Source organism: Veillonella sp. AF13-2 (assembly GCF_003603295.1).
GTDB lineage: Bacteria > Bacillota > Negativicutes > Veillonellales > Veillonellaceae > Veillonella > Veillonella parvula_E.
This window is the reverse complement of record NZ_QTMT01000001.1, coordinates 502,081-527,243: the sequence shown is the minus strand read 5'-3', so window position 1 is coordinate 527,243 and position 25,163 is coordinate 502,081. Positions and strand designations below refer to the sequence as shown.

Genomic DNA, 25,163 nt, shown 5'->3' with positions numbered 1-25,163 from the left:
GGGAGTGTGCTCTATGTCTAAACCAAAAAAAGATAAATTTTATCTGGTTCAAGAAGATATTTTACCAGAGGCTATAAAAAAGACGATAAAAGTAAAAGAAATTCTAAAACTAGGTGAGGTTAAAACAATTAACGAAGCAGTTGAAAAAATGGATTTAAGTCGATCTGCGTATTATAAATACAAGGATTATGTTTTTCCATTTTTTGAAATTGCTCAAGGGAAAATTGTTAGTATTTATGTTTCTATGTCAAATGAATCTGGTATGTTATCAAGCGTTTTGAAAGCCATTGCTGAACGTAACGGTAGTATTTTAACGATTAATCAAGATATTCCATTACAAGGCATTGCGAATAGTAGCATTTCTTTTGAAACCAAGGATTTACAAGGTTCATTAGAAGATTTATTGCTAGATATTCGCTCTATGAAGGGTATTATCAAGGTAGAAATTTTAGGCCAAGCATAGGCTAATTAAGAGAGTAGGACGATTATGACCACTATAAAAATTGCTTTATTAGGTTTTGGTACTGTTGCACAAGGTACTTTTAACTTATTGCAAGACAATGCTGAATTAATTAAAAATCGTACAGGTGTCAATGTTGAAATTTCAAAAATTTATGTACGAAATCCAGAAAAATATAGTCATATTACATTACCAGAAACAGCTAAATATGTAACTGATATTGATGAAGTGTTAAAAGACGATTCCATCCAAATGGTAGTGGAATTGATGGGTGGTACAAGCTTTGCTAAGGATTGCGTAGAAGGAGCTTTAAAAGCTAAGAAGAATGTGGTAACTGCCAATAAAGACTTATTAGCAGAAGCTGGTCCATACTTATTAGACTTAGCGAGTAAAAATGGGGTAGATCTACGTTTTGAAGCATCTGTTCTAGGTGGTATTCCTATAATCCGCACATTATATGAATCGTTAGCCGGTAATCGTATTACTGAAATCATTGGTATTATGAATGGTACTACAAACTTTATTTTGACTAAAATGTCTGAAGAAGGTTTAAGCTACCAAGATGTATTAAAAGAAGCACAAGATTTAGGATATGCAGAGGCAGATCCTACAGCTGATGTAGAAGGCCTTGATGCAGCTCGTAAATTGGCAATCCTTGCATCTATTAGCTTTAACCGTCGTATTTTCTTTGAAGATGTAACTGTAGAAGGTATTACTTGTATTGATACTGAAGATATAAAATTTGGGAAAGAGTTTGGTTACAATATTAAATTATTAGGTATTGCTAAAGAAACTGCTCAAGGATTATCTTTAAATGTATATCCTGCATTTATTCCTACGACACATCCATTAGCATCTGTTCGAGGATCCTACAATGCAATTTATGTTAAGGGCAATGGTATCGATGATGTCATGCTATATGGTCGTGGTGCAGGTAGCTTACCGACAGGTAGTTCTGTAGTATCTGACATAATGGAAGTGGCAAAGAATGTCTCTTATAATGAAACAGGGCGCTTGAAACCGTTCTATTATGATCAAAAAGATATTTATTCTCCAGGTAAAATCCAATCTAGCTACTACTTGCGTTTAGCAGTGGATAATAAAACAGGTGTTCTAGCAAAAATCTCTGCAAAATTAGCAGAACAAAAAATTTCTGTTTTATCCATCGTTCAACGAAATATGGATCCAGAAACTGCAGTTCTTGCCATTGTTACATCTAAATGCCCAAGATCTTATATTTTAAATCTTATAGACTCTTTTAATAGCTTGCGCTCCGTTAAGGCTGTTAATAGTGTTATTCGTATTATGGAAGCTTAATTATGAATACTGTTCGTGTACAAGTACCTGCCACTAGTGCAAACTGTGGCCCAGGTTTTGATTGCTTAGGATTAGCACTAAATCTTTATAATATATTCAGCTTTACACCAGATGAAAATGCTACAGAATATACATATACTTTTGAAGGTTTTGGTGCAGATATTTTACGCGCTGAAGATCCTAAAAAGAATCTAATTGGTTTCGCTATGGATCAAGTTTTTGCTACTGCTCAAGAACCAATTCGATATGGTCATATAACTTCTGAAACCTTGATTCCTCCCTCTCGTGGACTAGGTAGTAGTAGTACGGCTATAGTAGGGGGACTTTTACTGGCGAACGCATTAGTAAAGCATCCACTTTCAAAAGAAGAGTTACTGGTTATAGCAAATCGTATGGAAGGTCATCCAGATAATGTAGCGCCAGCTATTTACGGAAATTTATGTTGTGCTACAGGTTTAAAAAATAAAGTGTTGAACACCGTTATTTCTGTTCCTTCGGAGCTCCATTTTGCCGTTGTAGTACCAGAAGTTATGGTATCTACTGAATATGCACGTTCTGTATTACCAAATCATGTGCCATTTAAAGAAGCAGTTCAAAACGTAAGTCATGCATCTTTATTTGTAACAAGTCTTATTACACATCAATTAAGTAATTTATCTGTTGCCTTAGATGACAACTTGCATGTGCCTTATCGTAAGACTTTGATTCCTCATTGTGATGAAGTATTTGAAGCTGCAAAAGTTGCCGGTGCTTACGGTGCTACTATTAGCGGATCTGGTTCTACCTTGATTGCCTATGTTGATAAAGCTCATGTGCAAGAGGTAGCGAAGGCTATGGGTGCCGTATTTTCGGCGAATGGAATTGAAAATAAAATATATTGCTTAGAGGCTGATGCAACTGGAGCATCAATTATATAGTTTGTGGTATAATTATAGTGTTAGGCATAGTCCATAACTATAATTGGAGGAAACATGAACAATATAAAAACAACGCTTTTATTAGCTACTCTAACAGCCATTTTAGTGGCCTTAGGTGATATGATTGGTGGCAGAAGCGGTATGATTTTGATGTTTGTTGTATCTATGGGAATGAATTTTATGTCCTATTGGTACAGCGATAAGATCGTTTTAGCACAATACAATGCTAAACCAGTTACTGCACAATCTAATCCAAAACTATATGCTATGGTAGAACAATTGGCAAAAAATGGTAATTTACCAATGCCAAAGGTATATATCATTCCGAGCGAAGTACCGAATGCGTTCGCAACAGGTAGAAATCCTAGTCACGCAGCTGTTGCCGTTACTGAAGGTATTCAACGTCTTTTAACTGATGAAGAATTAGAAGGTGTGCTTGCACACGAATTGACGCATGTTAAGAATCGAGATACTTTGATTAGTACAATTGCAGCCATGATGGCTGGTGCTATTTCCATGATTGCACAAATTTTACAATTCTCCGCCATTTTTGGTCGTTCTGACGATCGAGAAGGTTCTAATCCGCTTGCTTTAATTGGTGCGATTATCATTGCCCCTATCGCAGCAGGCCTCATCCAAATGAGTATTTCACGAGCTCGAGAGTTCTTAGCTGATGAGGGAGGCGGAGATATGTGTCGCAACCCATTAGCACTGGCTTCTGCACTTGCAAAAATTGACTACTACTCTAAACATGGTGCATTGCCTAATGCAAGTAATGCTACAGCCCATATGTTTATTATTAACCCTATGATGGGAATTGGTGAAAGCTTGAGCAATCTTTTTAGTACACATCCTCGCACGGAAGAACGTATTCAAAAGTTAAAGAAACAAGCTATGAATCCAAAGTATAAAGAAAAGGTAATATTATAATTAGTATCTACTGGAGGGTATCATGCAAGAAACATTAGTTTTAATTAAACCAGATGCAGTTAAACGTCAATTAAGTGGTGAAATCCTTAGCCGTTATGAACGTAAAGGCCTTGTTATTAAAGCATTAAAACTCTTACAAGTACCTCGTGAATTAGCGGAAGAACACTATGCAGAACATAAGGAAAAGCCATTCTTTGGTGAATTAGTTGATTTTATTACATCAGGCCCAGTTCTTGCTTTTGTGTTAGCTGGTGAGAACGCAATTGTATCCGTACGTGCTTTAAACGGAGCAACAAATCCTGTAGATGCTGCCCCTGGTAGTATTCGTGGTGACTATGCCCTAACAATGGATGCTAACGTAGTACATGCTTCTGATTCTCCAGAAGCTGCTGCTCGTGAAATTCATCTTTGGTTCCCTGAATACAAATAATCTCAAGGTTGGGATCATTTAGCTTTTATTTCTACATCCATGTATATCTATAGGAGGTAATCATATGGCAAGTAGTGTTTATACAAAAACAGGTGATGCTGGTACAACTGGCTTATACACGGGAGAACGTGTACAGAAATCATCTTTACGCGTAGAAGCTTATGGTACAATCGATGAATTACAAGCTTTTTTAGGATTGGCTCGCGCTTATGCTGAAAATCCACGTGTTGCTGCTGAATTATACGATATAGAGCGCAACTTATGGACATTAATGGCCGATATTGCAAGTTTAAATACTGCTCCGGTAATTACTGAGCAATATGTAAAGCATTTAGAAAAAGTTATTGATCGCTTTGATGCAAAGTTAGAACCTTTATCTAGTTTTGTCATTCCCGGTGAAAAACAATCTTCTGCTTATTTACATGTAGCTAGAACTATTACTCGACGTGCGGAACGAGCTTTATGGCGAGTATTAGACGCTGGTGAAAATGTTCACGAATCTAATTTAAAATACTTAAATCGTCTATCCGACCTTTGCTTTATCTTGTGTCGTGTAGAGGAAGAACTTGGAGCTGAATAAACAAAAAAAGCTATGTATTTTACATAGCTTTTTGCTCGTTATAGACCTATTGTGAAATTGTTTGGTTTAAAACATCTTGAGGGCTAGGATAGTAAAAGAAGATATGAGGAATTTCATAACGGAATTTTTCTCTTAATAAATTGGCTAATGTTGTTTCAAAGTTTATAATTTTATCAGCGCCGAAATCAAAGTCTTCAACTAATACTAATAGTTGTGCTTCAACTTGCGGTGCATTTTCAGGTAAAGCTTCTGGTGGTAGAGGAACATTCACTACTACTCGTGCAGTACCAATATATTTACCTTGTCCGTCATCGATGGCAACACGATATGTATTATCCCATAGCGTAGCCATCATTTTTAGTTTCATATTCATAATTTCCATAGTATCGCTCCTTTGTTATACTTATAATGATACTGAAATTATAAATTCTTGTATAGGTGCATTATGAAATCACAAATTATATTGTGTTCCGGTGGGGCACGCAGTGGAAAAAGTGAATTTGCTGAACGTTTAGCATTGGCTACAAAGGGGCCAAAAGCTTATGTAGCTACGGGCCAAGCTTTTGATGAGGAAATGGTGGATCGCATCAAAAAACATCAAGAGCGACGAGGAAAAATATGGAATAATTTTGAAGTACCTTTACATTTAGCTGATGAATGGGAAAATATCAGTCAATCAGCAGATGTAATTCTTATAGATTGTTTAACCATGTTCACTACCAATCACATGATGGCTTATGGCTCCATTCGTGGTCAAGAAGATGCTAATAGATTAGAACAGACAATACTTTCAGAATTAGACACTTTATTAGACTCGATACAATCATGTGAAGGTAAAACAGTTATATTTGTGACCAATGAAATTGGGTTAGGTATTGTGCCGGATAATAAACTGGCTAGATATTTTAGAGATATTGCTGGTCGTGTGAATCGAGCAGTAGCTTCTGTTGCAGATAAACTCTATTTAACAATTAGTGGTGTTACCATTGAATTGAAATCACAGGAGGTTCATATAAATGGCTAAGAAAATCATGTTTCAAGGAACGAGTTCTAATGTAGGTAAAAGTATTCTTTGTACTGCATTATGCCGTATTTTTTATAGAAAAGGTTTTAAGACCGTTCCTTTTAAAGCACAAAATATGGCCCTCAATTCTTATGTGACAAAATGGGGCGATGAAATTGGCCGTGCTCAAGTCGCTCAAGCCGAAGCCGCTGGTATTGATCCAATTGTTCAAATGAATCCTGTGTTATTAAAACCTACAGGAAATCAATCGTCTCAAGTTGTATTGATGGGGAAACCTGTTGGCGTATATAGTGCCAAAGAATATCATACAAAATATTCACTAACCGCTTTAGATAAGGTTAAAGAATCTATTGATTTCTTAGACTCAAATTTTGATATGATGGTTATCGAAGGTGCCGGTAGTCCTGCAGAAGTTAACTTAAAAGCAAATGATATTGTAAATATGCGTATTGCCAAGATGACTCAAGCTCCAGTTTTTCTCATTGCAGATATTGACCGAGGTGGTGCTATTGCGTCCATTGTTGGTACCTTAGAATTATTAGAACCAGAAGAACGCGATCTTATTAAAGGTATCGTTATCAATAAATTCCGTGGTGATATCAAACTATTAGAACCAGCTCTTACATTTATTGAAGAAAAAACAGGTAAAAAAGTGGTAGGTGTTATTCCTGCCATTGAGAACCTCGATATTGATGAAGAAGATTCTGTTGCATTAGAGAACAAACGCAATAGTGGTACTAAAGATATTCAGGTCGTAGTTATGCAAACACCTAAAATCTCTAATTTTACAGACTTTGATGCACTTAATTATGAGCCAGATGTATCTGTCCGTTTTGTAGGCCCTGGAGATGTTATCAGTACGCCAGATTTAATTATATTACCTGGTTCTAAAAATACATTGGCTGACTTAACATATTTACGTGATACAGGCTTTGCTGATGAAATCAAAAAATTGGCTGCTCAAGGTACACCTATTATCGGTGTTTGTGGCGGTAACCAAATGTTAGGTAAAACTATTTATGATCCGCATCATATGGAAGGTGATATCGAGGAAATTGAAGGACTTGGCCTTGTTGAATCCTCCACGACTATGAAGGCTCAAAAAACTACCCATCAAGTACAATTCAATGTATCTAATTTACAGTTTTTAAATGGTACTTTCAGGGGTGAAAAATTAGTAGGCTATGAAATTCATATGGGGGATACTACGCCACTAGCAGATTCGGTGTCTCGTTGCTTTACAATTACAAGTCGCAGTGAAGAGGCTGTCAATGTTATTGATGGTTTTATTGATGGTAATCATCAAGTAATGGGTACATATATTCACGGTGTATTTGATAATGACGAGTTTAGACGTTTTATTATCAATCAATTACGTGAACGCAAGGGATTACAACCATTAGATGTAGTATTCCATTATTTTGACCATAAAAATGCGGCATATAATCGCTTAGCTGATATTGTGGAGGAACATCTAGATATGGATTATATTATGTCTACCTTGGGATAGTAGAGGAGATATATGGAACATTTAGCAATTTTTCACTGGTTTTCAAAGTATAACTTTGTGTGCATACCAGTTTTAGCATTTTTATTGGATTTAATTATTGGAGATCCCAATAGTAAATATCATCCAGTGGCCATTATTGGACGTATAATATCTTTTTTTGAAGCCGTTCTTTATAAAGACACTGATAATGATACGAAGAAATTGTGGTACGGTGGTATTGCAGTAGGTTTAATTCTTATATCGGTATATATCATAGTATCTTTATTGTTATGGCTAGGTGGAGTAGTAGACGAATGGGTATACTATGCTTTCGAAGTAGTGATCCTCTACATTGCCATTTCTCCACGTTCATTGGCTGGCGCAGGTTTTACCATTAGTCAGTTAATAAAACAAGGTAATATTGTAGATGCTCGCAAACGTTTATCATGGATTGTGGGACGAGATACGGAAGACTTAGATGAAAGCGAAATCACTCGGGCTACAGTAGAAACGATTGCGGAAAATACGGTAGATGGTATTATTGCACCTTTTTTCTTTTTTATTATCGGTGGCCCTATGGGGGCTATTCTTTATAGAACTGCTAATACTATGGATTCTATGTTAGGCTATAAGAATCAAAAGTACTTGTACTTTGGTCGCGTAGCTGCACGCTTTGATGACATATTAAATTGGATTCCTGCCCGAATTACCTTTGTATTATTTGTAATTTCTGCATTCTTTTTACGCTTTGATGCTAAAAAGGCAATAGAAATCGGTTTACGTGATGCAAAAAAACATCCTAGTCCTAATGGGGGGTATGCAGAAGCACCTGTGGCAGGGGCCTTACATATCCGTTTAGGTGGTTACAATCAGTATTTCAAAAAAATGACCTTCCGTGAATATATGGGGGATCCTATTGAAAAGCTAAACCGTAACCATATTACTCGAACAATTTATATGATGTATGTTACGACTATACTAATGGTTATCATTAGTACAGTCATTACCTATGGGATGAATGTATAATGACACCTTTTTTTATAGCACTACAATTTTTAACGCGTTTAAAAATTGTAAATCAAACTGAATGGTCTGTAGAGGACTTTGGTAAATCTGTTGTAGCCTTTCCTTATGTGGGCCTTATTATTGGTCTCATATTAGCTATATTATATGGCGTATTATCGCCATTTATTCCGATTATGCCATTGATGTTAATTATCGTTGTGGCTGAGTTTTTAATAACTGGTGGCCTTCATGCTGATGGTTTGATGGATACAAGCGATGGTTTGTTTTCCGGCCGTGAAAGAGAACGTAAACTAGAAATCATGAAAGATAGTCGTATAGGCTCCTTTGGAGTTGTTGCTTTTGTATTTGTTACACTTTTGAAATGGCAATTATTAGCTTCGATTCCATCGGCTGAATTTATACCTATGGCACTCATTATGATGCCTTTAATGAGCCGTTGGTCTATGGTTTTTAGTATTCGATCCTATCCATATGCTAGAGAACAGGGGATGGGGGCAGCATTTGCTAATTTAGCACCTAAACATGTTATTACTTATAACACCATATCTACGTTCTTTATGCCTATTCTATTACTATTAATCGGTTTAGTATTATATACACTTTTATATGGTGCTTATGCAATTTTATCAGCACCTGATGTAGGATATTTGGTAGGATTAGGTGTGTTAGTATATGCTACTATAGGTATTTTCCAAATCAATATTGTTAGCATGATTATTACGTATATTATTAACCGATTATTAAACCGCTATATTGTAAAAGCGTTAGGTGGCACTACTGGTGATACATATGGATTTGTTGTGGAAGTAACTGAAGTATTATTGATACTGGTATATAGCATAATTTTATCTATACTATCAGCTACGGTAGTTAATAATCCAACTATGTTCTAACTCTAAATTTTTGATTTTCAAAGTTTTAATATTTTTAGAACGTATACTTTATTTGATGTGAAAGGAGTTTAATGTGACCTATTATGTAAGAGCCCCAGGTACATGTGGGGAATTTCTACAAGGTTCTATTGATGGTCAGTCATTTTTAGTGACATGTCCAATTAATCGATACTCCTACGCATTGAGTAATGTAATACAACCTTTTTCTAAAGAATTTTGTGCACTTCAACCAAAATCGGCACAAGCTCGTAAATTAGTACAAGAGTTGGTCCAAGAAAAAAAGAAAAATCAAATTTGCCCGCCTGTGTATGTAAGATCCGATATTCTACAAGGAAAAGGCATGGCTTCAAGTTCGGCAGATATTTCTGTAACAGCTATGGCTACAGCTTTGGCCATGGACTATGATTTATCATTAAAAGAACTTGAGCAAATTTGTCTATCTGTAGAGCCTACAGATGCCTCTTTTTATCAAGGTGTAACTCAGTTTGATTATATTAAAGGGACTATCTCTAAGCCATTAGGTATGTGCCCACCTTTAAAAATCCTCGTTTTTGACGAAGGCGGTAGCATTGATACAGTTAGCTTTAATAAACAAGCAGATTTACAAAATAAAATTTTAGAAAAAGAATCTATTATACAAGAATCCTTTGATTTGTTTAAACAGGGGCTTACAACGCATGATATAAAGCTTATTGGCCAAGCTGCTACATTGAGTGCCTTTGGCAATCAGCGTATTTTATATAAACCTAATTTATATGACTTTCACGATGTAGGTAATTCTTATAATAGTGTAGGAACAATCATCGCTCATAGCGGAACCATTATGGGACTATTATTCCCCGTTGATTATGGTCGTATTAATGATTGTAAGAATGAGATTTTGCGTAAGTTGCCACAATTAACCTATGTAGATACGGTTGAAACTACGAATGAAGGATTAACTTATATCAAACGATAAAGTATTTCATAGAAAGAGAATAGTATGTCTAAAATACATGGGGGCAATATCTTTCAGTTTGCCCATGAACAACGAATTGAACCATATGAGGTTATTGACTTTAGTGCTAATATCAATCCACTAGGCCCTAGCCAACGAGGCTTATCTGCATTAGAATCTCAATTGCGATATATATCACATTATCCGGATGCTACAAATGATGATATATTAAATGCCATTGCTGATATCTATGGTATGAATAAAAATCAAATTGTAGTTGGCAATGGAGCGGCAGAGCTATTATATGCAATTTGTCGGTTACCTGGCTATACGGGCGCTTTTGTTCCCGCACCAGGTTTTTCTGAATATAAAGCAGCTTTAGAAGCAAGTAGAATTCCAGTACGCGATATTTATTATAGACCACGGGAAGATGAACATGGAAAACCTTATTTTGAGGTTCCTTATTTAGCATTAGAAACTTTTGCAGCTGAGTTAAAGGGGCAAGATGGTCGTATTATTGTATTTCTAGGTAATCCCAATAATCCAGATGGTACGTTACTTGATAAGAATCATATTCGTACTATTGCAAGCATGCTGAAAGATGCTAATAGTTTACTTGTTATAGATGAGTCCTTTATCGATTTTGTTGGTAACGACACATTACAAGATAATGAATACTCCATGCGCTCCCTAGTTAACGAGTTTGATAATATTATCGTGGTTCATTCTTTTACAAAATTCTATGCCGTGCCAGGGCTACGAATTGGTGCTGCTTTCAGCAATCCTCTTATCATTGAGCAACTAAATAGTTTTATTCCAACTTGGTCTGTTAATACATTAGCTCAATCCTATACAGAGGCGGCTTTGAATGATGTAGAGTATGTGAAACGAACAAAACAAGTATTACATGAAGAGCAACTTTTTATGTATAACTCATTAGATACTATAGATGGTATTACTATATATCCGCCTTCAGCTAATTTTATGTTGTTCCACATTGAACAAGAAGGAATAACAGCAGAGTCGATTAATGAAGCGCTTAAAAAATATAATATGATTGTTCGCAACTGTGATTCTTATATGGGATTAAATAATCAATGGGTTCGCGTTGCAATAAAAGATCATGATACTAATGTTAAGTTAGTAGAAAAATTAACAGATATTTTGAAAGTATAGGAAGACTATGAAGACATTGTATATTGTGCGCCATGGTGAAACTGATTGGAACAAAATGGGAAAATACCAAGGCATCACAGATGTTCCACTTAATGAAAATGGTTTAAATCAAGCAAAGGCATGTGGTCAGGCTCTTAAAGATGTTAAATTTGATCGCATATTATCTAGTGATTTGAGTCGTGCTTTAGTTACAGCTGAAGTCATTCGCGGTGAACGTACTACTCCTATTACAGTAGATAAACGCTTACGAGAACTTAATTTTGGCGATTGGGAAGCTATGTTATTTTCAGATATCGAAGATCGTTGGCCTGGTTTGATAGATGAAATGTATTTGCGACCACATCTAGTTAAGGTTCCTAATGGTGAAAGCTTTAAGAATTTACAAGACCGTGCATGGGCAGGTCTAGAGGAATTCATCAATGTTAATAATGAGGAGGAAACACTTCTCATTGCTTGTCATGGTGGGACTATACGAACATTATTGTGTAAATTATTAGATATTTCCATTAGTCATTGTTGGAATTTTAGTCAAGGTAATACAGCAATTAATCGTATATTCTATAATGGCATGGGAGAATTTGATCATAATATTTTAAACTTGCTCAATGATACAGCACACGTAGATGTATTACAAGGTCATGCATAATGCGACTAGATAAATTATTAGCCAATAAAGCTTATGGTAGTCGAAAAGAAGTCCATCAACTCATAAAGGATAGAAGAGTTACCATCAATGGCAGTATAACAACGAAAAAAGATACTCATATTGATATTGATGTTGATATAGTTGCTGTTGATGGTAAGGTTGTTAGTACTACTCAACTATATTATGTAAAATTTCATAAGCCAAAGGGCTATGTTACAGCGGTAGAAGATTCTAATCACCCTGTTGTTATGGATTTACTCCCTCTAGAATTCATAAAAATGGGAGTTGTTCCAGTAGGCAGATTAGACAAGGATACAGAAGGACTTTTATTATTAACTAATGATGGTGTGTGGGGACACTCTATCATCAATGGTAATAAACATGTGCCTAAAGTTTATTACGTAGAATTTGAAGGAACGCTATCTGATGAAGGTATACAACGTATTAAAGAGGGAATTCTTCTTGGAGATGGTACGCAATGTAAACCGGCAGAAATTGAATTTGTATCGTTACATTCAGTACATGTAACGATTGAAGAAGGCAAGTATCATCAAGTTAAGCGCATGATTGGTGCTGCAGGTGGTACTGTAACATATTTGAAACGTCTTACGATTGGTCATATTGATTTAAGTGGCATTGAAGAGGTTGGTTCTGCAATGGAATTGACCGTTGAACAGATAGAGGGCTTTAAAAAATAGCATAAAATTCTATTCAATATAGGTATTTTATGGTAAGATTAATTGTACTTTATAGACTAGGAGCAAGATTATGAATGGATTAAATCTGCTACAACAGTATATTAAAGAGCAAGAATTAACAGGCGTCATTTTAATAAGCCCTATAAATCTACATTATTTTGCAGGCTTTACTGGTACTACAGGCTTTGCTATCATTACTCAAGATAAAGCCTTTATGATTACTGATTTCAGATATACTGAACAAGCAACAAAACAATGTGAAGGGTACACAGTTATTCAATATGAAACAACTGTTATGGATACTCTTGTAGATATATTCAATGAACATCATATTCACGAAGGTTTATTCGGTATAGAAGGCAAACAAATGCCTGTGGATACGTATGAAACTTTATGTGATACATTAGATGAACGCTTTAAGTTTACATCTATCAATTTTGCAAAACTACGTGCGGTTAAGCGTGAAGACGAATTAGACTTATTGCGTAAAGCTGCTAAAATTGGTGATGATGCTTTTGCTGCCTTGCTACCACAACTAAAGGTAGGGATGACAGAAAACGAAGCGCGCATTATATTAGAATCAGAAATGTTAAAACGTGGATCAGAGGAACCTTCCTTTGCAACCATTGTTGCTTCTGGTAATCGTTCTAGTATGCCTCATGGTGTAGCCAGTGATAAGGTCATTGAAGCAGGTGATTTTGTTACCTTTGACTTTGGTGCAGTATATAAGGGTTATCATTCTGATATGACTAGAACGATTGTAATGGGGGCTGCCTCTGAATTACAAAAGAAGCTGTATGGTATAGTTTTAGAAGCACAAAAACGTGGCGTAGCTGCAGTTCGGGCTGGTATTACTGGTAAAGAACTTGATGCAGTTTGTCGTGATTATATTAAAGAACATGGATATACCAAGGAATTTAATCATGGTACTGGACATGGCGTAGGTCTTGAGATTCACGAAGAACCAGTAGCCAATACTAAATCCGATACGGTATTTACAGAAAATATGATCATTACGGTAGAACCTGGCATTTATATAACAGGTACTATCGGATTGAGAATAGAGGATAGTGTCATCGTCAAATCTGACGGCTATGAGGTGTTGACACATAGTCCAAAAGAGTTAATTGAAATAGGTATTTAGAAGGAGAAGAGTTAGATGATTTCCAGTAATGATTTTCGTCCAGGTGTAACCGTTGAAATTGACGGTAATGTATGGCAAGTAGTTGATTTTCAACACGTTAAACCAGGTAAAGGTGCTGCATTCGTACGTACTAAAATGAAAAACTTGCAAACTGGTTCTGTAGTTGAGCGTACATTTAATGCAGGTGAAAAAGTGCCTAAAGCACATGTTGATCGTCGTCGTATGCAATACTTATATGAATCTGATGGCTCTTATACATTTATGGATAACGAAACTTATGATCAAGTTGAACTTACCCTTGAACAATTAGGTGATGCTAAAAACTTCCTTCTTGAAAATATGGAAGTATCCATCATGTTCTTCCAAGGTATCGTAATCGGTATCGATTTACCTGTAGCTGTTGAACTTCGCGTAGTTGAAACAGATCCTGGTATCCGTGGCGATACTGCAACTGGTGGTAATAAACCAGCCGTATTAGAAACAGGCTACACTGTAAAAGTACCTCTCTTCATTGAAGTAGATGATGTACTTCGTATTGATACTCGTACAGGACAATACATCGAACGTGCCTAATACTCATTGATATGTATTGGGGCAAGATCTTTTCATGGAATCTTATTCCCCATATATCGTAACATTTGCACTGTAAGCACTTGTCGTCTATGTAATTATATATAGGGACAGGTGCTTTTTTTGAAAGAGGCCAGTATGACCAAGAAAAATACTGAACTAGAGTCTGGTAAGATTAAGATTAACGATGATGTATATGCTACAATTGTAACAATGACAGCGCTTGACACAAAGGGAATTCATCATATGAGTTCCACCTTTAATGATGGCGTTAACACTTTTTTTAGACGTAAATCCGATCATGAAGGTGTTAAGATATCCTTTAACGATGAAGGAGCAATATCAGTTACGCTATATGTGTGCATTCAGTATGGATATCGTATTCCTGATGTTGTTTTACGTCTACAAGAGCGCATTAAAACTGCTTTAGTCTCTTATACAGAAATTGAGGTTCAAACTATTGATGTAGTTGTACAAGACATTATTTTTGATGATTTAGTAACACCTCAACAGCCATAGGAGGTATCTCTATGAGTTCAGATAATCAATTAAATTATGGTTTAGACACGGATACCATTGATATTGCAGATTCTGTCATCATTGATGTAGCAACAAAAACTTTAGGAACCATTCCTGGTATTCATTCTTTAAGCCCACGCTTTTACGATGAGTTGGTAGAGGGTATTACCCATGCTTTTGGTCAGCGTAGCTTACCTGGTATCAATGTAAAGCATCGTAAAGGTTTTATTGAAATTAACATTTATATTAAAGCATTGTATGGATATAATCTCATTGAATTATCGAAACAATTGCAATTAGAAATCAAACAAACCTTAAAAAATATGCTAGATCTTGATCATATTAAGGTTGATGTGCATATTGAAGGTATTGTAAAAGAAAAGGAGCCAGTTTTACATGGTAACTAAGCGAAATCGGCGAGAGGCTCGTCAATACGCATTCCAAATGTTATATGCCAATGAATTTCATACTGATCAAAATGATGTTCAATTTCCCGAAGGAAACATTCATAAAGCAATGGATAAAGCATATGCAAATAGTATTATAGAGGGTGTACTATCAAATGTTGAAGCAATTGATGCTACATTACAGCCATTCTGTAAATCTCGTAAAGTAGCAAATTTAGATAAGGTGGATCGTTCTATCTTACGTATTGCTGTTTGGGAAATGACCAATAAAGTGGAACCTTTAGAGCCATCTATTGCTATTAATGAAGCCATTCAATTAGCTAAAGAGTTTGGCTCTGATGCATCTTATAAATTAATTAATGCAATCTTAGACGCATATAATAAGAGTAAATAATGAAACGATATTACTTAGGCATTGATACGAGTTGTTACACTACAAGTTGTGCCATTGTAGATAGCGACTTTCACATAGTAGGGGAAGCACGTAAAATCTTAGAGGTAAAACTAGGTGAGCGAGGACTACAACAATCAAATATGGTCTTTCAGCATACAAAGGCATTGCCTAAGTTAATGTCAGAGTTGCCTCAGGTACCAATTAGAGGCATAGGTGTTAGTGGCTTTCCGCGCCGTGAAGAACGCTCTTATATGCCTGCCTTTATGGTCGGGTTAGGACAGGGGCAAACCTTGAGTCATCTTATGAATGTGCCTTTACATATTTTTGCACATCAAGAGAATCATATATTAGCTGCTTTGAGGGATTTAAAAAATATTCCTAATGACCCATTTTTGGCATTACATCTATCAGGTGGCACGACAGAACTAGTATATTGCCATTATCAAGGAAACGGTATTTTTGAATCTCACATCGTTGGCGGTTCTAAAGATTTACAAGGGGGGCAATATGTTGATCGCATAGGTGTCGCGTTGGGCTTACCATTTCCTGCAGGTAAACATTTAGAGGCATTAGCATTACAAACTACAGAATATGAACCATTGCCATCATCTGTAAAAGACGGATGGATTAGCTTTGCCGGTCCTTGTAGTGCTGCTATGCGACGTATAAATAATGCTATGAGTGATATAGATAAATCTAAGTTAGCTAGAGCTGTTTTTACTTCCATTGGAAATGCTCTTGAAAAAATGATTACTTATCATACTAAAGAGAAATCTGTACGTGCACTCATTGCTGTAGGTGGTGTGATGAGTAATAGTTTACTTCGTAAGCGGATGGAAACCTATTGTAAACGAAATCATCTCCAATTACATGTGGCGCAGCCACAATTCTCTGTTGATAATGCCACAGGTAATGCTTTTGGTGCTGCTTATTTACAAGAATCTAGAGGATAATCGTGAATGTATTAACCATTACACAATTAAACAATCTCATAAAACGTACTTTAGATCGTGAATATCTATTAAAGAATGTATATGTAAGTGGGACCATTATTAATGCAAAACGTCATAGTAGTGGTCATATGTATTTTTCTTTAAAAGATGAGGAATCTGCTATTGATGTGACAATGTGGTCTAGTACAGTCATGCAAAAGGGACTAGCTAATGCCATTCAAAATGGTTTGTTAGTAACTGTAAAAGCATCTGTTAACTTTTACAATAAAATGGGCCGTTTAAATCTCATTGCATCAGATATGCAAGTAGGTGCTAAAAGTCCGTTACAGCTCGAATTTGACGCTCTAAAACGAGAGTTAACTGCTTTGGGGTACTTTGATGATAGCCATAAAGTAGGTTTACCCTATATGGCGAGTTGCATTGGTATTGTTACATCCCAATCTGGTGCTGTATTACATGATATTCTACATGTTAGTAAACAACGCAATCCACTAGTTCAATTTAAATTGTTTTCCGTTCCTGTACAAGGTAGTACCGCAGGCCCAATTATAGCAAAAGGAATTGCTACGGCAGATGCTGATCCAGATATTGATGTCATCATCGTTGGTCGTGGCGGTGGATCTATGGAGGACTTGTGGTGTTTCAATGATAGAGTTGTTGTAGAGGCAATTTATAATGCTCATACACCAATTATTTCGGCGGTAGGTCATGAAACAGATTACACCTTATGTGATTATGTAGCTGATGTACGTGGTGCTACGCCTAGCCATGCTGCAGAAATGGCAGTACTTCCAATTACTACATTACAAGATCAGTTGACAGAAAAAGAAGAGTATTTACACGAATATATACACTATACACTACAACAAAAACGTACAGATTTAACATTGCTCTTTAATCGAAAACTTGGCATTCCAGCTCTGCAATTTTTACATAAGCAAAAATCACACTTACAAGAGCTTTCACAAACTCTAACTAATGCAACTAAAGAACGATGTAATGCAGAGAGACATAGCTTAGCATTATTGGCACAACAGTTAGAGTCACTAAATCCATTACAAATGATGATTAAAGGTTTTGCAAAGGTTGAGTATGATAACAAACCTATTACTTCGGTTGCCCAATTACAACCAAATGATGATATACGAGTTACACTAGCTGATGGTTATATTACTGCTACGGTAAAGGAGGCGCACAAGGATGCCCGCATCACTAAAAAGTTATGAGAAAAAATATAAGGCCTTAGAAGATATTGTTAAGCAATTAGATGATGGGGATATGACCATTTCTGAGCTTTTATCACAATATAAAAAGGGCTTAACTTTGGTAAAAGAATGTGCTGAAATGCTCGATTCTGTTGAAGATGAAGTACAACAAATTATCGAAGAAGTCCGCATCAGCGAATAAGGAGATTCTATGTTCAAAGATTATTTAGCATCTAGCAAACAAAATATTGAACAATGGTTAGGCGAAGTACTTAATAGCCCAAATCAAGAATTTGAACAACTTTATGAATCTATGAATTATAGTTTAATGCAAGGTGGCAAACGAATACGACCTATTTTAACTAAGGCTATGTTGGAAATGCTTCATAAAGAGCCAGCTGATTATAAGGAATTTCTATGTGCTATGGAGTGTATCCATACGTATTCATTAGTTCATGATGATTTACCAGCTATGGATGATGATGATTATCGCAGAGGTAATTTGACCAATCACAAAGTATACGGTGAGGGACTTGCTATTTTAGCCGGTGATGGGTTATTAACATATGCCTTTCAATTGATGACTTCAAATACAGTTGCTAGTGCACAGCAAAAACTAGATGCTATACAATGTGTTGCTACTGCGGCTGGTCCAGAAGGTATGGTTGGGGGACAAGCCTTTGATTTGCTCAGTGAAGATAAACATATTCCTTTAGAAGAATTAAAGGTTTTACATAGTGGTAAAACAGGTGCACTATTTAACGCTTCTGTAGAATTAGGTCTTATTCTTGGAAGTGCTAATAATACTACGCGAACAGCCCTTATGGAATATTCTAATTGCCTGGGATTATTATTCCAAATTACTGATGATATTTTAGATGTAACCGGTACTATTGAAGAATTAGGGAAAACACCTGGTAGTGATATTCGCCAACATAAATCTACCTATGTATCTTTACTAGGTTTAGATCAAGCAAAACATCAAGCCTACTTAGTAGGTAGCCAAGCTCATGATGCGTTAAACTTGGTTTCTTATGATACAACTATACTATCAGCATTAATTGATTATCTTTTAGAACGTACGAATTAATGGGTATTACCTGTAGAAGGTATAAACAATGATTGATATATTACCACAAATAGCACATAATTATATCGCACAAGCTGCATTTTGGGGCTGGTTTACGGCTCAAGCTATCAAATTTGTATGGCAACTCTTAAGACATGGTAAATTCCGACCAGAGCGCCTTGTTGGATCTGGTGGTTTTCCAAGTTCACATACATCATTTGTAATTGCTACAACAACAGCGATTTACCTTAAAAATGGTGTAACGGATCTATTTATATTATCCTTAGTATTTTCAATTGTTGTTATGTATGATGCGTCTGGTGTACGATTAGAGGCAGGACGACAAGCTCAAATACTTAATCAAATTGTAGATTATTTTACCAAAAAGAATATACCTGTTGTCATTACACGTAAAGAAGCATTAAAAGAGTTGTTGGGACATACACCTATCGAAGTATTTGGTGGTTTAATTCTCGGTATTCTTGTGGCCTTTATTCAGTTTTATTGTATTTATCATGGTGTAATATGAACAATAAAGAACGATTAGATATACTCCTCGTTAATCGAGGCCTTTTTGAAAGTAGAGAAAAAGCAAAAGCAGCTATTATGGCGGGCCTTATATTTATGGATACTACGCGCATAGATAAAGCAGGCACCAAGATTCCTGCGGATGCTAATATTATTGTTAAAGGCAATACCCTACCTTATGTAAGCCGTGGAGGACTTAAATTAGAAAAGGCTATTCAAACTTACCCTATCGATTTACATGGGGTTGTGATGATTGATATAGGAGCTAGTACAGGTGGTTTTACAGATTGCGCATTACAAAACGGTGCGTCTAAGGTCTTTGCCATCGATGTAGGATATAATCAATTAGCTTGGAAATTACGCCAAGATTCACGTGTAATTAATATGGAGAAACAAAATATCCGTACTGTTACCGCTGAACAAATAGGTGAACTTGTTGATTTTATTTCTATTGATGTAGCATTTATTTCTTTAGACAAAGTTTTACCAGTAGCTACTAATTTATTAAAAGATACGGGCTCACTTGTGGCCTTAATAAAACCACAATTTGAGGCTGGTAAAGAAAATGTTGGTAAGGGCGGTATAGTGCGAGATAGTGAAATCCATAAAGAGGTTTTACATCGTATTCTACACGTTGCGTATGATTGTGGATTGTATACACATGGCTTAACTTTCTCACCAATTAAAGGTATGGAAGGTAATATAGAGTTTTTAGGTTATTTTAAAAAGTACGAAGAAGGGGCCTTAACCATTGATGATACTTTGATTGATACAGTGGTTGCAGAAGCCCATTCATTATAGGAGATTACTATGCGTATCGGATTCTTCCCCAATATGGGGAAAAGCAATATTATGGCAGTTCTAAAAATGGCTGCACATATTTGTAAAGATGAAGGTATCGAAGTATTTTTGCCAGATGATCTCGAATCAGATGCACCTGCACGAGTACTTAAGATTCCTGAAACTCATATTTTAAGTCGCCCAGAAATCTTCAAACAAATAGATATTGCCTTTAGTTTTGGTGGTGATGGTACCATCATCCATCTTGCAAGACAAATTTATCCATATAATGTACCTGTTTGTGGTATTAATCTTGGCGAACTAGGTTTTTTAAATCAAATTGAAATTCATCAAATGCAAAGTCATATTAAACGTATTGCTAATGGTGATTATAATATTGAAAAGCGCGGACATTTATATGCTTATATAGAACGTCATGAGGGTAAAGAGGAAGAACTAGTTCCTATCATTAACGAAATTGTTATCACTCGTGCTGAGCCTGCTAAAATGGCTCGAATTAATATGTCCATAAATAATCAACACACACAAATGTATCCATCGGATGGTTTAATTATTTCCTCTGCTACAGGTTCTACCGGCTATAATCTATCGGCTGGTGGTCCAATCATGAAACCAGATAATCGATCTATCATTGTCACCCCAGTAGCACCACATTTAATTCAAGGTGTAAGCCTTGTTTTAGAGGAACATGATACGATTCAAATTACAATGCCGGAAAGAGAACCACAATTACATATTTGTATTGATGGTACATTTGACTATACTTTTACAAATAAAGAAACCTTACATATAAGTTCTAACCCTGTATATTGTTTATTTGTACGATTCAAGGATCAATGTTTCTTTGGTACTTTATTTAAAAAGTTAGCATCTCGTCGAGATGAATTGTTATAACCAAATCTCAAGTGGGGTGGTTTTGTGATTAACATTAACAATGCTGTTCAATTCCAACATTTAATCTGGGATCGATGCATGGAAAATGCCAAAGTGGTAGTAGATGCTACATGTGGTAATGGCCATGATCTTTTATACCTTTCTAAACGGGCACAAAAAGCATGCCATCTATATGGAATTGATATTCAAATGAAAGCTATTAAAACTAGCAAGGAGCTTTTACAATCAAATGATATTGCGCCAGAAGTGAGTTTAACGTTTATTCATGACTCTCATGATTTGGCGGTAGCTCATCAATTAAAGGATGAAGTTATTGATTTAATGATTTTTAACCTAGGATATTTACCTGGAGGAGATCACCAAGTTGTAACAAAACCGCATCAAACCATTGATGCCATAAATGAAGGTTTACACAAACTTTCCAAGTCTGGAGTTATTACAATAGTTGCTTACCCTGGAACAACAGAGGGATTTGAAGAAATGCAGTCTCTTAAATCGTATTTATCAGATTTAGATCAGAAAATATATAATGTATGTCACTGGCATCCGATGAACCAAATACATAATCCACCTGAGTTATTTATATTGCAAAAACGATAAAACGAAATATATCTTTATTCATTATGAATAAAACTCATACTCAGTTAGTAAAACCCCCTTTATAGGGGATTTTAATTATACATGTATATTTTTTTATTTTTAAATTATTAATTCCCTATAAATAGATGAACCTTATGAGCTATGAATTTGCACGTTATCAATATATAGAATATTAACAATATTTTAAATATTAATATAATATGCATAAGACGTATAATATATGCGATTTATACCATATATTAATTATGAATATATGGTATAATATTATCAGAAAGATACTATTCTCTTTTATGTGCAAGGTTTAAAAAAGGGAGTTCAAAATGAAACGCTATCGCTATAACAAAATTAAAGAGATCGTGCAGTCCAAGGCGATTGAAACACAAGAGGAATTAGCTGCGGCTTTACTAGAAGAAGGTATTGAAGTTACACAAGCTACAGTTTCTCGTGATATTAAGGAATTAATGTTAATCAAAATTCCTACAGGCGATGGACATTATCGTTATGCATTATCTCCAGAGGAAAATGTAGTTTTATCTCGTAGTCGTATTAACCGACTATTCCAAGATTCTTTGATTAAGGTTGATCACAGTTTAAACCAAGTTGTATTACATACAATCCCTGGTTCTGCTCAATCTGTAGCATTTTCTATCGACCATGCAAAATGGACTGAAATTATTGGTACATTAGCAGGGGACGATACTATTTTGTTAATTGCAAAATCTGAAGCTGAAGTTCCAGCAATTTTAGCGAAAATTCAAGATTTAATGAAGGACTAATAATATGTTAACGCAAATGAGCATTCGCAACTTTGCGTTGATTGAGCAAATGAATATTTCATTTAATGATGGCATTACTATCTTTACCGGCGAAACTGGGGCAGGGAAATCCATTCTTATGGATGCCTTTAGTATCCTATTAGGAGAACGCGCAAGTAGCGAGTTTATTCGTCACGGTAAAGATAGTTTTGTTATTGATGGAATATTTGATATTGCTAATCACCAAAGTATTCAAGACCTATTAGAGTCTAAAAATATCATGATAGAAGAAGGCCAGTTAATTCTATCTAGATCCTTTAACCGTAATGGCAAATCTAGTATATTGGCTAATGATCAACCAATACCTTTAAAAGCTTTAAAGGAGATTGGTCAATACTTAGCAGATATTCACGGACAATATAGCAACCAACGTTTACTAGACGCTGATACACATCATGAATATTTAGATACTTTTAATAAAGAAGGAAAAGAAGCCTATAAAACTTATACTGATGCGTATAAAATGTATAAGAAAGCAAAACAAGATGTAGATTATTTACAAGAAAATATGTCTGAGCGAGCCCGGGAGCTTGATATGCTTAGATACCAAATCGACGAAATTGAAGATGCTGGTCTGAGTGTTGGTGAAGATGTAACTATTGCTGAAGAACTTAACCGTCTTGACAGTTTTGAACATATCGATAAGGTATTAGGTTCTTGTTATGATGTCTTTTATAATGGACGTCAACCATTACTTGATACGATTAACTCGATTAAGGTAGAGGTTAATGATCTAGTAAAATATGACAGCGAGTTAAAAGAAGTCTCAGAAATGGTGGACTCTGCTTATTTCCAACTAGAAGAAGCTGCACAATCTTTAGATCGTTACAGGGATACTATCAGCTACGATGAAGAGCGTTATAAGTATTGCCAAGACAGAGATACCACAATTTATAGCTTAAAGAAAAAATATGGTGAAACCGTAGAAGATATTCTAGCATACGAAGAAAAGGCGCAATCTCGTTTAGAAGAACTAGAAGGCCTTGTATTTGCTCAAGATGAATTAGAAACACGTCTTGAAGAAGCAAAAAAGGTAGCAGAAGAAGCGTTAACAGTTTTACACGAGGTACGTCAAAAAAATGCAAAAGATATTGCTACGGCCTTACATCAAGAATTAGTGGATCTAGGGATGCCCAAAGGGGATATTCAATTTCATATTGAAGAGGGGACTGAGTTATCCTCATTAGGTGCAAAGTCTATTGAAATGCTATTCTCTGCGAATAAAGGGGAACAGTTATTACCTCTACATAAAGTAGCATCCGGCGGTGAGTTAGCTCGCATTGCATTAGCCTTTAAATCAGTATTCCGCAGTGACGCTTTTAAAACTATGGTATTTGACGAAATTGACGTTGGTATCAGTGGTGATATAGCACTTAAGGTGGCAGAAAAAATACTTAATTTATCTAGAACAAATCAAGTATTTTGTATTACTCATTTGCCTCAAACTGCAAGTATTGCGAAACAACACTATCATCTATCTAAAATCGAGCAAGATGATCGTACAATCTCTACATTAGTAGTCTTAAATGAGGACGAACGAGTAACACAAATCGCGTCTATGATGTCTGGTAAGGGAATGTCTGCTACAGCACTTGCGGCGGCGAAAGAACTTATTGACCATTTTAATTGACTAAAATCGCATAATTACTTATACTAATAGTATTAAATGAATATGTTGATAGAGGTGCGAGTATTAAGAGTAATCATGAGGAGTAGGCATGCATTGATCCATGATAAAAGGGATGCTTGCCGAAGTTCGATGATTGCGACTCATCGTTCTGGTTGTCTATTTAATAGATAGACAACTGTCATCAATCTTGTATTGGTGGAGTGCTATCATTGAGCTTTTCATAAGAGTATATATAGCTATATAATCTATAAGGCCAGTGGATGCATCCACTGGCTTTTTTGGAGGTATATATGATTCGAGTAATGGTAAATGGCGCTGGCGGCAAAATGGGTCGTGAAGTGGTCAAAGCAGTACATAACGATCCTGATTTAACATTAGTTGGTGGTATTGATCCGACTAAGGCAGGGGAAGATGTAGGCTCTGTAGCAGGAATCGAACAATTAGGTATCAAGATGAATGCCTCCATTGATGAGGTATTAGATATAAATAAACCTGATGTGATTGTAGATTTCACTAATCCTGCAGTTATTTATGAAAACGCGAAGAAAATGTTATCCGCTGGTATTCATGTAGTCATCGGTACTACAGGATTGACTGCAGAACAACGTGATGAACTTGATACAATAGGTCGTTCCAATCAAGCAAATTGCTTAGTGGCGCCAAACTTTTCTCTTGGGGCGGTAATGATGATGAAAGTGTCTGCAGAGCTCGCTCCATATTTCCCTAATGTAGAAATTATAGAATTACATCATAATCACAAATACGATGCGCCTTCTGGCACAGCTATTTTAACAGCTAAATTGATTAACGATGCTAAACAAGCTGCTAAGGTAACTGCTGATGAGGATTTAACTCGTGAAAGCTTACCAGGTGCTCGTGGTGCTAAGGTTGACGATGTAACAATTCATAGTGTACGCCTTCCAGGTTATGTGGCTCATCAAGAAGTTTTATTTGGTGGTTATGATGAAACATTAACCATACGTCATGATAGCTTAAGCCGTTTATCTTTTATGCCAGGCGTAGTATTAGCATGTAAAAAAATTAGTTCTAAAACTGGCTTAACATACGGTTTAGAACATTATTTATAATATTTGTGCAAGGAGATGTATCA

At 35.8% G+C, this 25,163-nt stretch carries 31 protein-coding genes and 1 riboswitch; of the genes, 30 read left to right on the top strand and 1 reads right to left on the bottom strand.

Translation table 11 applies throughout. The features are described 5' to 3' along the window. The first annotated feature begins 13 nt into the window (after positions 1-13). The 6 genes from DWV85_RS02475 to DWV85_RS02450 all read left to right on the top strand — a co-directional run bounded on the left by DWV85_RS02475 (position 14) and on the right by DWV85_RS02450 (position 4,634). The gene (locus tag DWV85_RS02475; RefSeq protein ID WP_004695770.1) at positions 14-463 is read left to right on the top strand and encodes an ACT domain-containing protein; all 450 of its coding nucleotides are present in this window, start codon (positions 14-16) and stop codon (positions 461-463) included. A 24-nt stretch (positions 464-487) separates the two neighbouring features. Next, a complete protein-coding gene (locus tag DWV85_RS02470; protein WP_004695772.1) occupies positions 488-1,777 on the top strand; it encodes a homoserine dehydrogenase in 1,290 nt (429 codons plus the stop codon). Between the two features lie 2 nt (positions 1,778-1,779). Then, the gene (gene thrB, locus DWV85_RS02465) at positions 1,780-2,694 is read left to right on the top strand and encodes a homoserine kinase (RefSeq protein ID WP_123137947.1); all 915 of its coding nucleotides are present in this window, start codon (positions 1,780-1,782) and stop codon (positions 2,692-2,694) included. Positions 2,695-2,748: 54 nt separating this feature from the next. Continuing rightward, entirely contained in the window at positions 2,749-3,624 is an 876-nt protein-coding gene (gene htpX, locus DWV85_RS02460; RefSeq protein WP_123137946.1) for a zinc metalloprotease HtpX, read from the top strand. A 22-nt stretch (positions 3,625-3,646) separates the two neighbouring features. Continuing rightward, the gene (gene ndk / locus DWV85_RS02455) at positions 3,647-4,054 is read left to right on the top strand and encodes a nucleoside-diphosphate kinase (RefSeq protein WP_004695778.1); all 408 of its coding nucleotides are present in this window, start codon (positions 3,647-3,649) and stop codon (positions 4,052-4,054) included. Between the two features lie 64 nt (positions 4,055-4,118). Then, positions 4,119-4,634 carry a cob(I)yrinic acid a,c-diamide adenosyltransferase gene (locus DWV85_RS02450; protein ID WP_123137945.1) on the top strand — a complete coding sequence of 172 codons (516 nt, stop codon included), beginning with the start codon at positions 4,119-4,121 and terminating at the stop codon, positions 4,632-4,634. A 46-nt stretch (positions 4,635-4,680) separates the two neighbouring features. Here DWV85_RS02450 and DWV85_RS02445 read toward each other — a convergent pair whose 3' ends face one another. Further along, a complete protein-coding gene (locus DWV85_RS02445; protein WP_004695781.1) occupies positions 4,681-5,016 on the bottom strand; it encodes a hypothetical protein in 336 nt (111 codons plus the stop codon). Between the two features lie 63 nt (positions 5,017-5,079). On the opposite strand from DWV85_RS02445, the gene cobU reads away from it, so the two are divergent. From cobU to dapB, 24 genes are all read left to right on the top strand, one after another. Further along, on the top strand, positions 5,080-5,658 hold the full coding sequence (gene cobU, locus DWV85_RS02440) for a bifunctional adenosylcobinamide kinase/adenosylcobinamide-phosphate guanylyltransferase (protein WP_004695782.1): 579 nt from the start codon (positions 5,080-5,082) through the stop codon (positions 5,656-5,658). Beyond that, positions 5,651-7,168, top strand: coding sequence for a cobyric acid synthase (locus DWV85_RS02435; protein WP_123137944.1), 1,518 nt, complete (start codon positions 5,651-5,653; stop codon positions 7,166-7,168). The genes cobU and DWV85_RS02435 overlap by 8 nt, the downstream gene beginning before the upstream one ends. 12 nt (positions 7,169-7,180) lie before the next feature. Next, a complete protein-coding gene (gene cbiB, locus DWV85_RS02430; protein WP_004695785.1) occupies positions 7,181-8,173 on the top strand; it encodes an adenosylcobinamide-phosphate synthase CbiB in 993 nt (330 codons plus the stop codon). Next, positions 8,173-9,066, top strand: coding sequence for an adenosylcobinamide-GDP ribazoletransferase (cobS, locus tag DWV85_RS02425; protein ID WP_004695787.1), 894 nt, complete (start codon positions 8,173-8,175; stop codon positions 9,064-9,066). The genes cbiB and cobS overlap by 1 nt, the downstream gene beginning before the upstream one ends. Before the next feature lie 73 nt (positions 9,067-9,139). Further along, a complete protein-coding gene (locus DWV85_RS02420; protein ID WP_021148137.1) occupies positions 9,140-10,024 on the top strand; it encodes a serine/threonine protein kinase in 885 nt (294 codons plus the stop codon). Positions 10,025-10,048: 24 nt separating this feature from the next. After that, the gene (locus tag DWV85_RS02415) at positions 10,049-11,179 is read left to right on the top strand and encodes a threonine-phosphate decarboxylase (RefSeq protein WP_021148138.1); all 1,131 of its coding nucleotides are present in this window, start codon (positions 10,049-10,051) and stop codon (positions 11,177-11,179) included. Positions 11,180-11,186: 7 nt separating this feature from the next. Beyond that, on the top strand, positions 11,187-11,825 hold the full coding sequence (gene cobC, locus DWV85_RS02410; protein ID WP_004697091.1) for an alpha-ribazole phosphatase: 639 nt from the start codon (positions 11,187-11,189) through the stop codon (positions 11,823-11,825). Beyond that, a complete protein-coding gene (locus DWV85_RS02405; RefSeq protein WP_021148139.1) occupies positions 11,825-12,523 on the top strand; it encodes a pseudouridine synthase in 699 nt (232 codons plus the stop codon). Before cobC ends, DWV85_RS02405 begins: the two co-directional genes overlap by 1 nt. A 70-nt stretch (positions 12,524-12,593) precedes the next feature. After that, entirely contained in the window at positions 12,594-13,667 is a 1,074-nt protein-coding gene (locus tag DWV85_RS02400) for a Xaa-Pro peptidase family protein (RefSeq protein ID WP_123137943.1), read from the top strand. A 15-nt stretch (positions 13,668-13,682) separates the two neighbouring features. Further along, positions 13,683-14,240 (top strand): elongation factor P, encoded by a 558-nt coding sequence (gene efp, locus DWV85_RS02395; protein ID WP_004695799.1) that lies wholly within the window; start codon positions 13,683-13,685, stop codon positions 14,238-14,240. 135 nt (positions 14,241-14,375) lie between these two features. Next, entirely contained in the window at positions 14,376-14,756 is a 381-nt protein-coding gene (locus DWV85_RS02390) for an Asp23/Gls24 family envelope stress response protein (protein WP_004695801.1), read from the top strand. An 11-nt stretch (positions 14,757-14,767) separates the two neighbouring features. Continuing rightward, complete coding sequence (locus tag DWV85_RS02385; protein ID WP_004695803.1) at positions 14,768-15,163, top strand: Asp23/Gls24 family envelope stress response protein; 396 nt, start codon at positions 14,768-14,770, stop codon at positions 15,161-15,163. Beyond that, the gene (gene nusB, locus DWV85_RS02380) at positions 15,153-15,557 is read left to right on the top strand and encodes a transcription antitermination factor NusB (RefSeq protein WP_060919794.1); all 405 of its coding nucleotides are present in this window, start codon (positions 15,153-15,155) and stop codon (positions 15,555-15,557) included. Before DWV85_RS02385 ends, nusB begins: the two co-directional genes overlap by 11 nt. Further along, positions 15,557-16,510 carry a metallohydrolase gene (locus tag DWV85_RS02375; protein WP_123137942.1) on the top strand — a complete coding sequence of 318 codons (954 nt, stop codon included), beginning with the start codon at positions 15,557-15,559 and terminating at the stop codon, positions 16,508-16,510. The genes nusB and DWV85_RS02375 overlap by 1 nt, the downstream gene beginning before the upstream one ends. Before the next feature lie 2 nt (positions 16,511-16,512). Then, the gene (gene xseA, locus DWV85_RS02370; RefSeq protein ID WP_123137941.1) at positions 16,513-17,736 is read left to right on the top strand and encodes an exodeoxyribonuclease VII large subunit; all 1,224 of its coding nucleotides are present in this window, start codon (positions 16,513-16,515) and stop codon (positions 17,734-17,736) included. Further along, positions 17,711-17,917 (top strand): exodeoxyribonuclease VII small subunit, encoded by a 207-nt coding sequence (gene xseB / locus DWV85_RS02365; protein ID WP_021148145.1) that lies wholly within the window; start codon positions 17,711-17,713, stop codon positions 17,915-17,917. The genes xseA and xseB overlap by 26 nt, the downstream gene beginning before the upstream one ends. Positions 17,918-17,926: 9 nt before the next feature. Beyond that, on the top strand, positions 17,927-18,805 hold the full coding sequence (locus DWV85_RS02360; protein ID WP_123137940.1) for a polyprenyl synthetase family protein: 879 nt from the start codon (positions 17,927-17,929) through the stop codon (positions 18,803-18,805). Between the two features lie 28 nt (positions 18,806-18,833). Next, the gene (locus DWV85_RS02355; RefSeq protein ID WP_004695814.1) at positions 18,834-19,313 is read left to right on the top strand and encodes a divergent PAP2 family protein; all 480 of its coding nucleotides are present in this window, start codon (positions 18,834-18,836) and stop codon (positions 19,311-19,313) included. Beyond that, a complete protein-coding gene (locus tag DWV85_RS02350) occupies positions 19,310-20,113 on the top strand; it encodes a TlyA family RNA methyltransferase (RefSeq protein WP_123137939.1) in 804 nt (267 codons plus the stop codon). Before DWV85_RS02355 ends, DWV85_RS02350 begins: the two co-directional genes overlap by 4 nt. 9 nt (positions 20,114-20,122) lie before the next feature. Further along, complete coding sequence (locus tag DWV85_RS02345; RefSeq protein WP_024061669.1) at positions 20,123-21,007, top strand: NAD(+)/NADH kinase; 885 nt, start codon at positions 20,123-20,125, stop codon at positions 21,005-21,007. A 24-nt stretch (positions 21,008-21,031) separates the two neighbouring features. Next, positions 21,032-21,607 carry a class I SAM-dependent methyltransferase gene (locus tag DWV85_RS02340; protein WP_004695822.1) on the top strand — a complete coding sequence of 192 codons (576 nt, stop codon included), beginning with the start codon at positions 21,032-21,034 and terminating at the stop codon, positions 21,605-21,607. Positions 21,608-21,927: 320 nt separating this feature from the next. Further along, positions 21,928-22,383, top strand: a complete 456-nt coding sequence (argR, locus tag DWV85_RS02335) for an arginine repressor (RefSeq protein WP_004695825.1) — start codon at positions 21,928-21,930, stop codon at positions 22,381-22,383. 4 nt (positions 22,384-22,387) lie between these two features. Continuing rightward, the gene (recN, locus tag DWV85_RS02330; RefSeq protein WP_077708417.1) at positions 22,388-24,052 is read left to right on the top strand and encodes a DNA repair protein RecN; all 1,665 of its coding nucleotides are present in this window, start codon (positions 22,388-22,390) and stop codon (positions 24,050-24,052) included. Between the two features lie 41 nt (positions 24,053-24,093). Next, positions 24,094-24,266, top strand: a riboswitch (Lysine riboswitch). A gap of 76 nt (positions 24,267-24,342) precedes the next feature. Beyond that, on the top strand, positions 24,343-25,140 hold the full coding sequence (dapB, locus tag DWV85_RS02325) for a 4-hydroxy-tetrahydrodipicolinate reductase (RefSeq protein ID WP_077708418.1): 798 nt from the start codon (positions 24,343-24,345) through the stop codon (positions 25,138-25,140). The last annotated feature ends 23 nt before the right edge of the window (positions 25,141-25,163 follow it).

Excerpts from the sequence above, each read along its gene's own strand:
- DWV85_RS02355 (WP_004695814.1), top strand. The coding sequence starts at position 18,834 with ATGATTGATATATTACCACAAATAGCACATAATTATATCGCACAAGCT.
- DWV85_RS02390 (WP_004695801.1), top strand. The coding sequence starts at position 14,376 with ATGACCAAGAAAAATACTGAACTAGAGTCTGGTAAGATTAAGATTAAC.
- cobS (WP_004695787.1), top strand. The coding sequence starts at position 8,173 with ATGACACCTTTTTTTATAGCACTACAATTTTTAACGCGTTTAAAAATT.
- DWV85_RS02405 (WP_021148139.1), top strand. The coding sequence starts at position 11,825 with ATGCGACTAGATAAATTATTAGCCAATAAAGCTTATGGTAGTCGAAAA.
- DWV85_RS02435 (WP_123137944.1), top strand. The coding sequence starts at position 5,651 with ATGGCTAAGAAAATCATGTTTCAAGGAACGAGTTCTAATGTAGGTAAA.
- efp (WP_004695799.1), top strand. The coding sequence starts at position 13,683 with ATGATTTCCAGTAATGATTTTCGTCCAGGTGTAACCGTTGAAATTGAC.
- ndk (WP_004695778.1), top strand. The coding sequence starts at position 3,647 with ATGCAAGAAACATTAGTTTTAATTAAACCAGATGCAGTTAAACGTCAA.
- DWV85_RS02375 (WP_123137942.1), top strand. The coding sequence starts at position 15,557 with ATGAAACGATATTACTTAGGCATTGATACGAGTTGTTACACTACAAGT.
- DWV85_RS02415 (WP_021148138.1), top strand. The coding sequence starts at position 10,049 with ATGTCTAAAATACATGGGGGCAATATCTTTCAGTTTGCCCATGAACAA.
- DWV85_RS02385 (WP_004695803.1), top strand. The coding sequence starts at position 14,768 with ATGAGTTCAGATAATCAATTAAATTATGGTTTAGACACGGATACCATT.
- argR (WP_004695825.1), top strand. The coding sequence starts at position 21,928 with ATGAAACGCTATCGCTATAACAAAATTAAAGAGATCGTGCAGTCCAAG.
- xseB (WP_021148145.1), top strand. The coding sequence starts at position 17,711 with ATGCCCGCATCACTAAAAAGTTATGAGAAAAAATATAAGGCCTTAGAA.
- cobU (WP_004695782.1), top strand. The coding sequence starts at position 5,080 with ATGAAATCACAAATTATATTGTGTTCCGGTGGGGCACGCAGTGGAAAA.
- DWV85_RS02400 (WP_123137943.1), top strand. The coding sequence starts at position 12,594 with ATGAATGGATTAAATCTGCTACAACAGTATATTAAAGAGCAAGAATTA.
- dapB (WP_077708418.1), top strand. The coding sequence starts at position 24,343 with ATGATTCGAGTAATGGTAAATGGCGCTGGCGGCAAAATGGGTCGTGAA.
- cbiB (WP_004695785.1), top strand. The coding sequence starts at position 7,181 with ATGGAACATTTAGCAATTTTTCACTGGTTTTCAAAGTATAACTTTGTG.
- DWV85_RS02450 (WP_123137945.1), top strand. The coding sequence starts at position 4,119 with ATGGCAAGTAGTGTTTATACAAAAACAGGTGATGCTGGTACAACTGGC.
- cobC (WP_004697091.1), top strand. The coding sequence starts at position 11,187 with ATGAAGACATTGTATATTGTGCGCCATGGTGAAACTGATTGGAACAAA.
- DWV85_RS02345 (WP_024061669.1), top strand. The coding sequence starts at position 20,123 with ATGCGTATCGGATTCTTCCCCAATATGGGGAAAAGCAATATTATGGCA.
- DWV85_RS02350 (WP_123137939.1), top strand. The coding sequence starts at position 19,310 with ATGAACAATAAAGAACGATTAGATATACTCCTCGTTAATCGAGGCCTT.
- nusB (WP_060919794.1), top strand. The coding sequence starts at position 15,153 with ATGGTAACTAAGCGAAATCGGCGAGAGGCTCGTCAATACGCATTCCAA.
- DWV85_RS02445 (WP_004695781.1), bottom strand. The coding sequence starts at position 5,016 with ATGGAAATTATGAATATGAAACTAAAAATGATGGCTACGCTATGGGAT.
- htpX (WP_123137946.1), top strand. The coding sequence starts at position 2,749 with ATGAACAATATAAAAACAACGCTTTTATTAGCTACTCTAACAGCCATT.
- recN (WP_077708417.1), top strand. The coding sequence starts at position 22,388 with ATGTTAACGCAAATGAGCATTCGCAACTTTGCGTTGATTGAGCAAATG.
- DWV85_RS02360 (WP_123137940.1), top strand. The coding sequence starts at position 17,927 with ATGTTCAAAGATTATTTAGCATCTAGCAAACAAAATATTGAACAATGG.
- thrB (WP_123137947.1), top strand. The coding sequence starts at position 1,780 with ATGAATACTGTTCGTGTACAAGTACCTGCCACTAGTGCAAACTGTGGC.
- DWV85_RS02475 (WP_004695770.1), top strand. The coding sequence starts at position 14 with ATGTCTAAACCAAAAAAAGATAAATTTTATCTGGTTCAAGAAGATATT.
- DWV85_RS02470 (WP_004695772.1), top strand. The coding sequence starts at position 488 with ATGACCACTATAAAAATTGCTTTATTAGGTTTTGGTACTGTTGCACAA.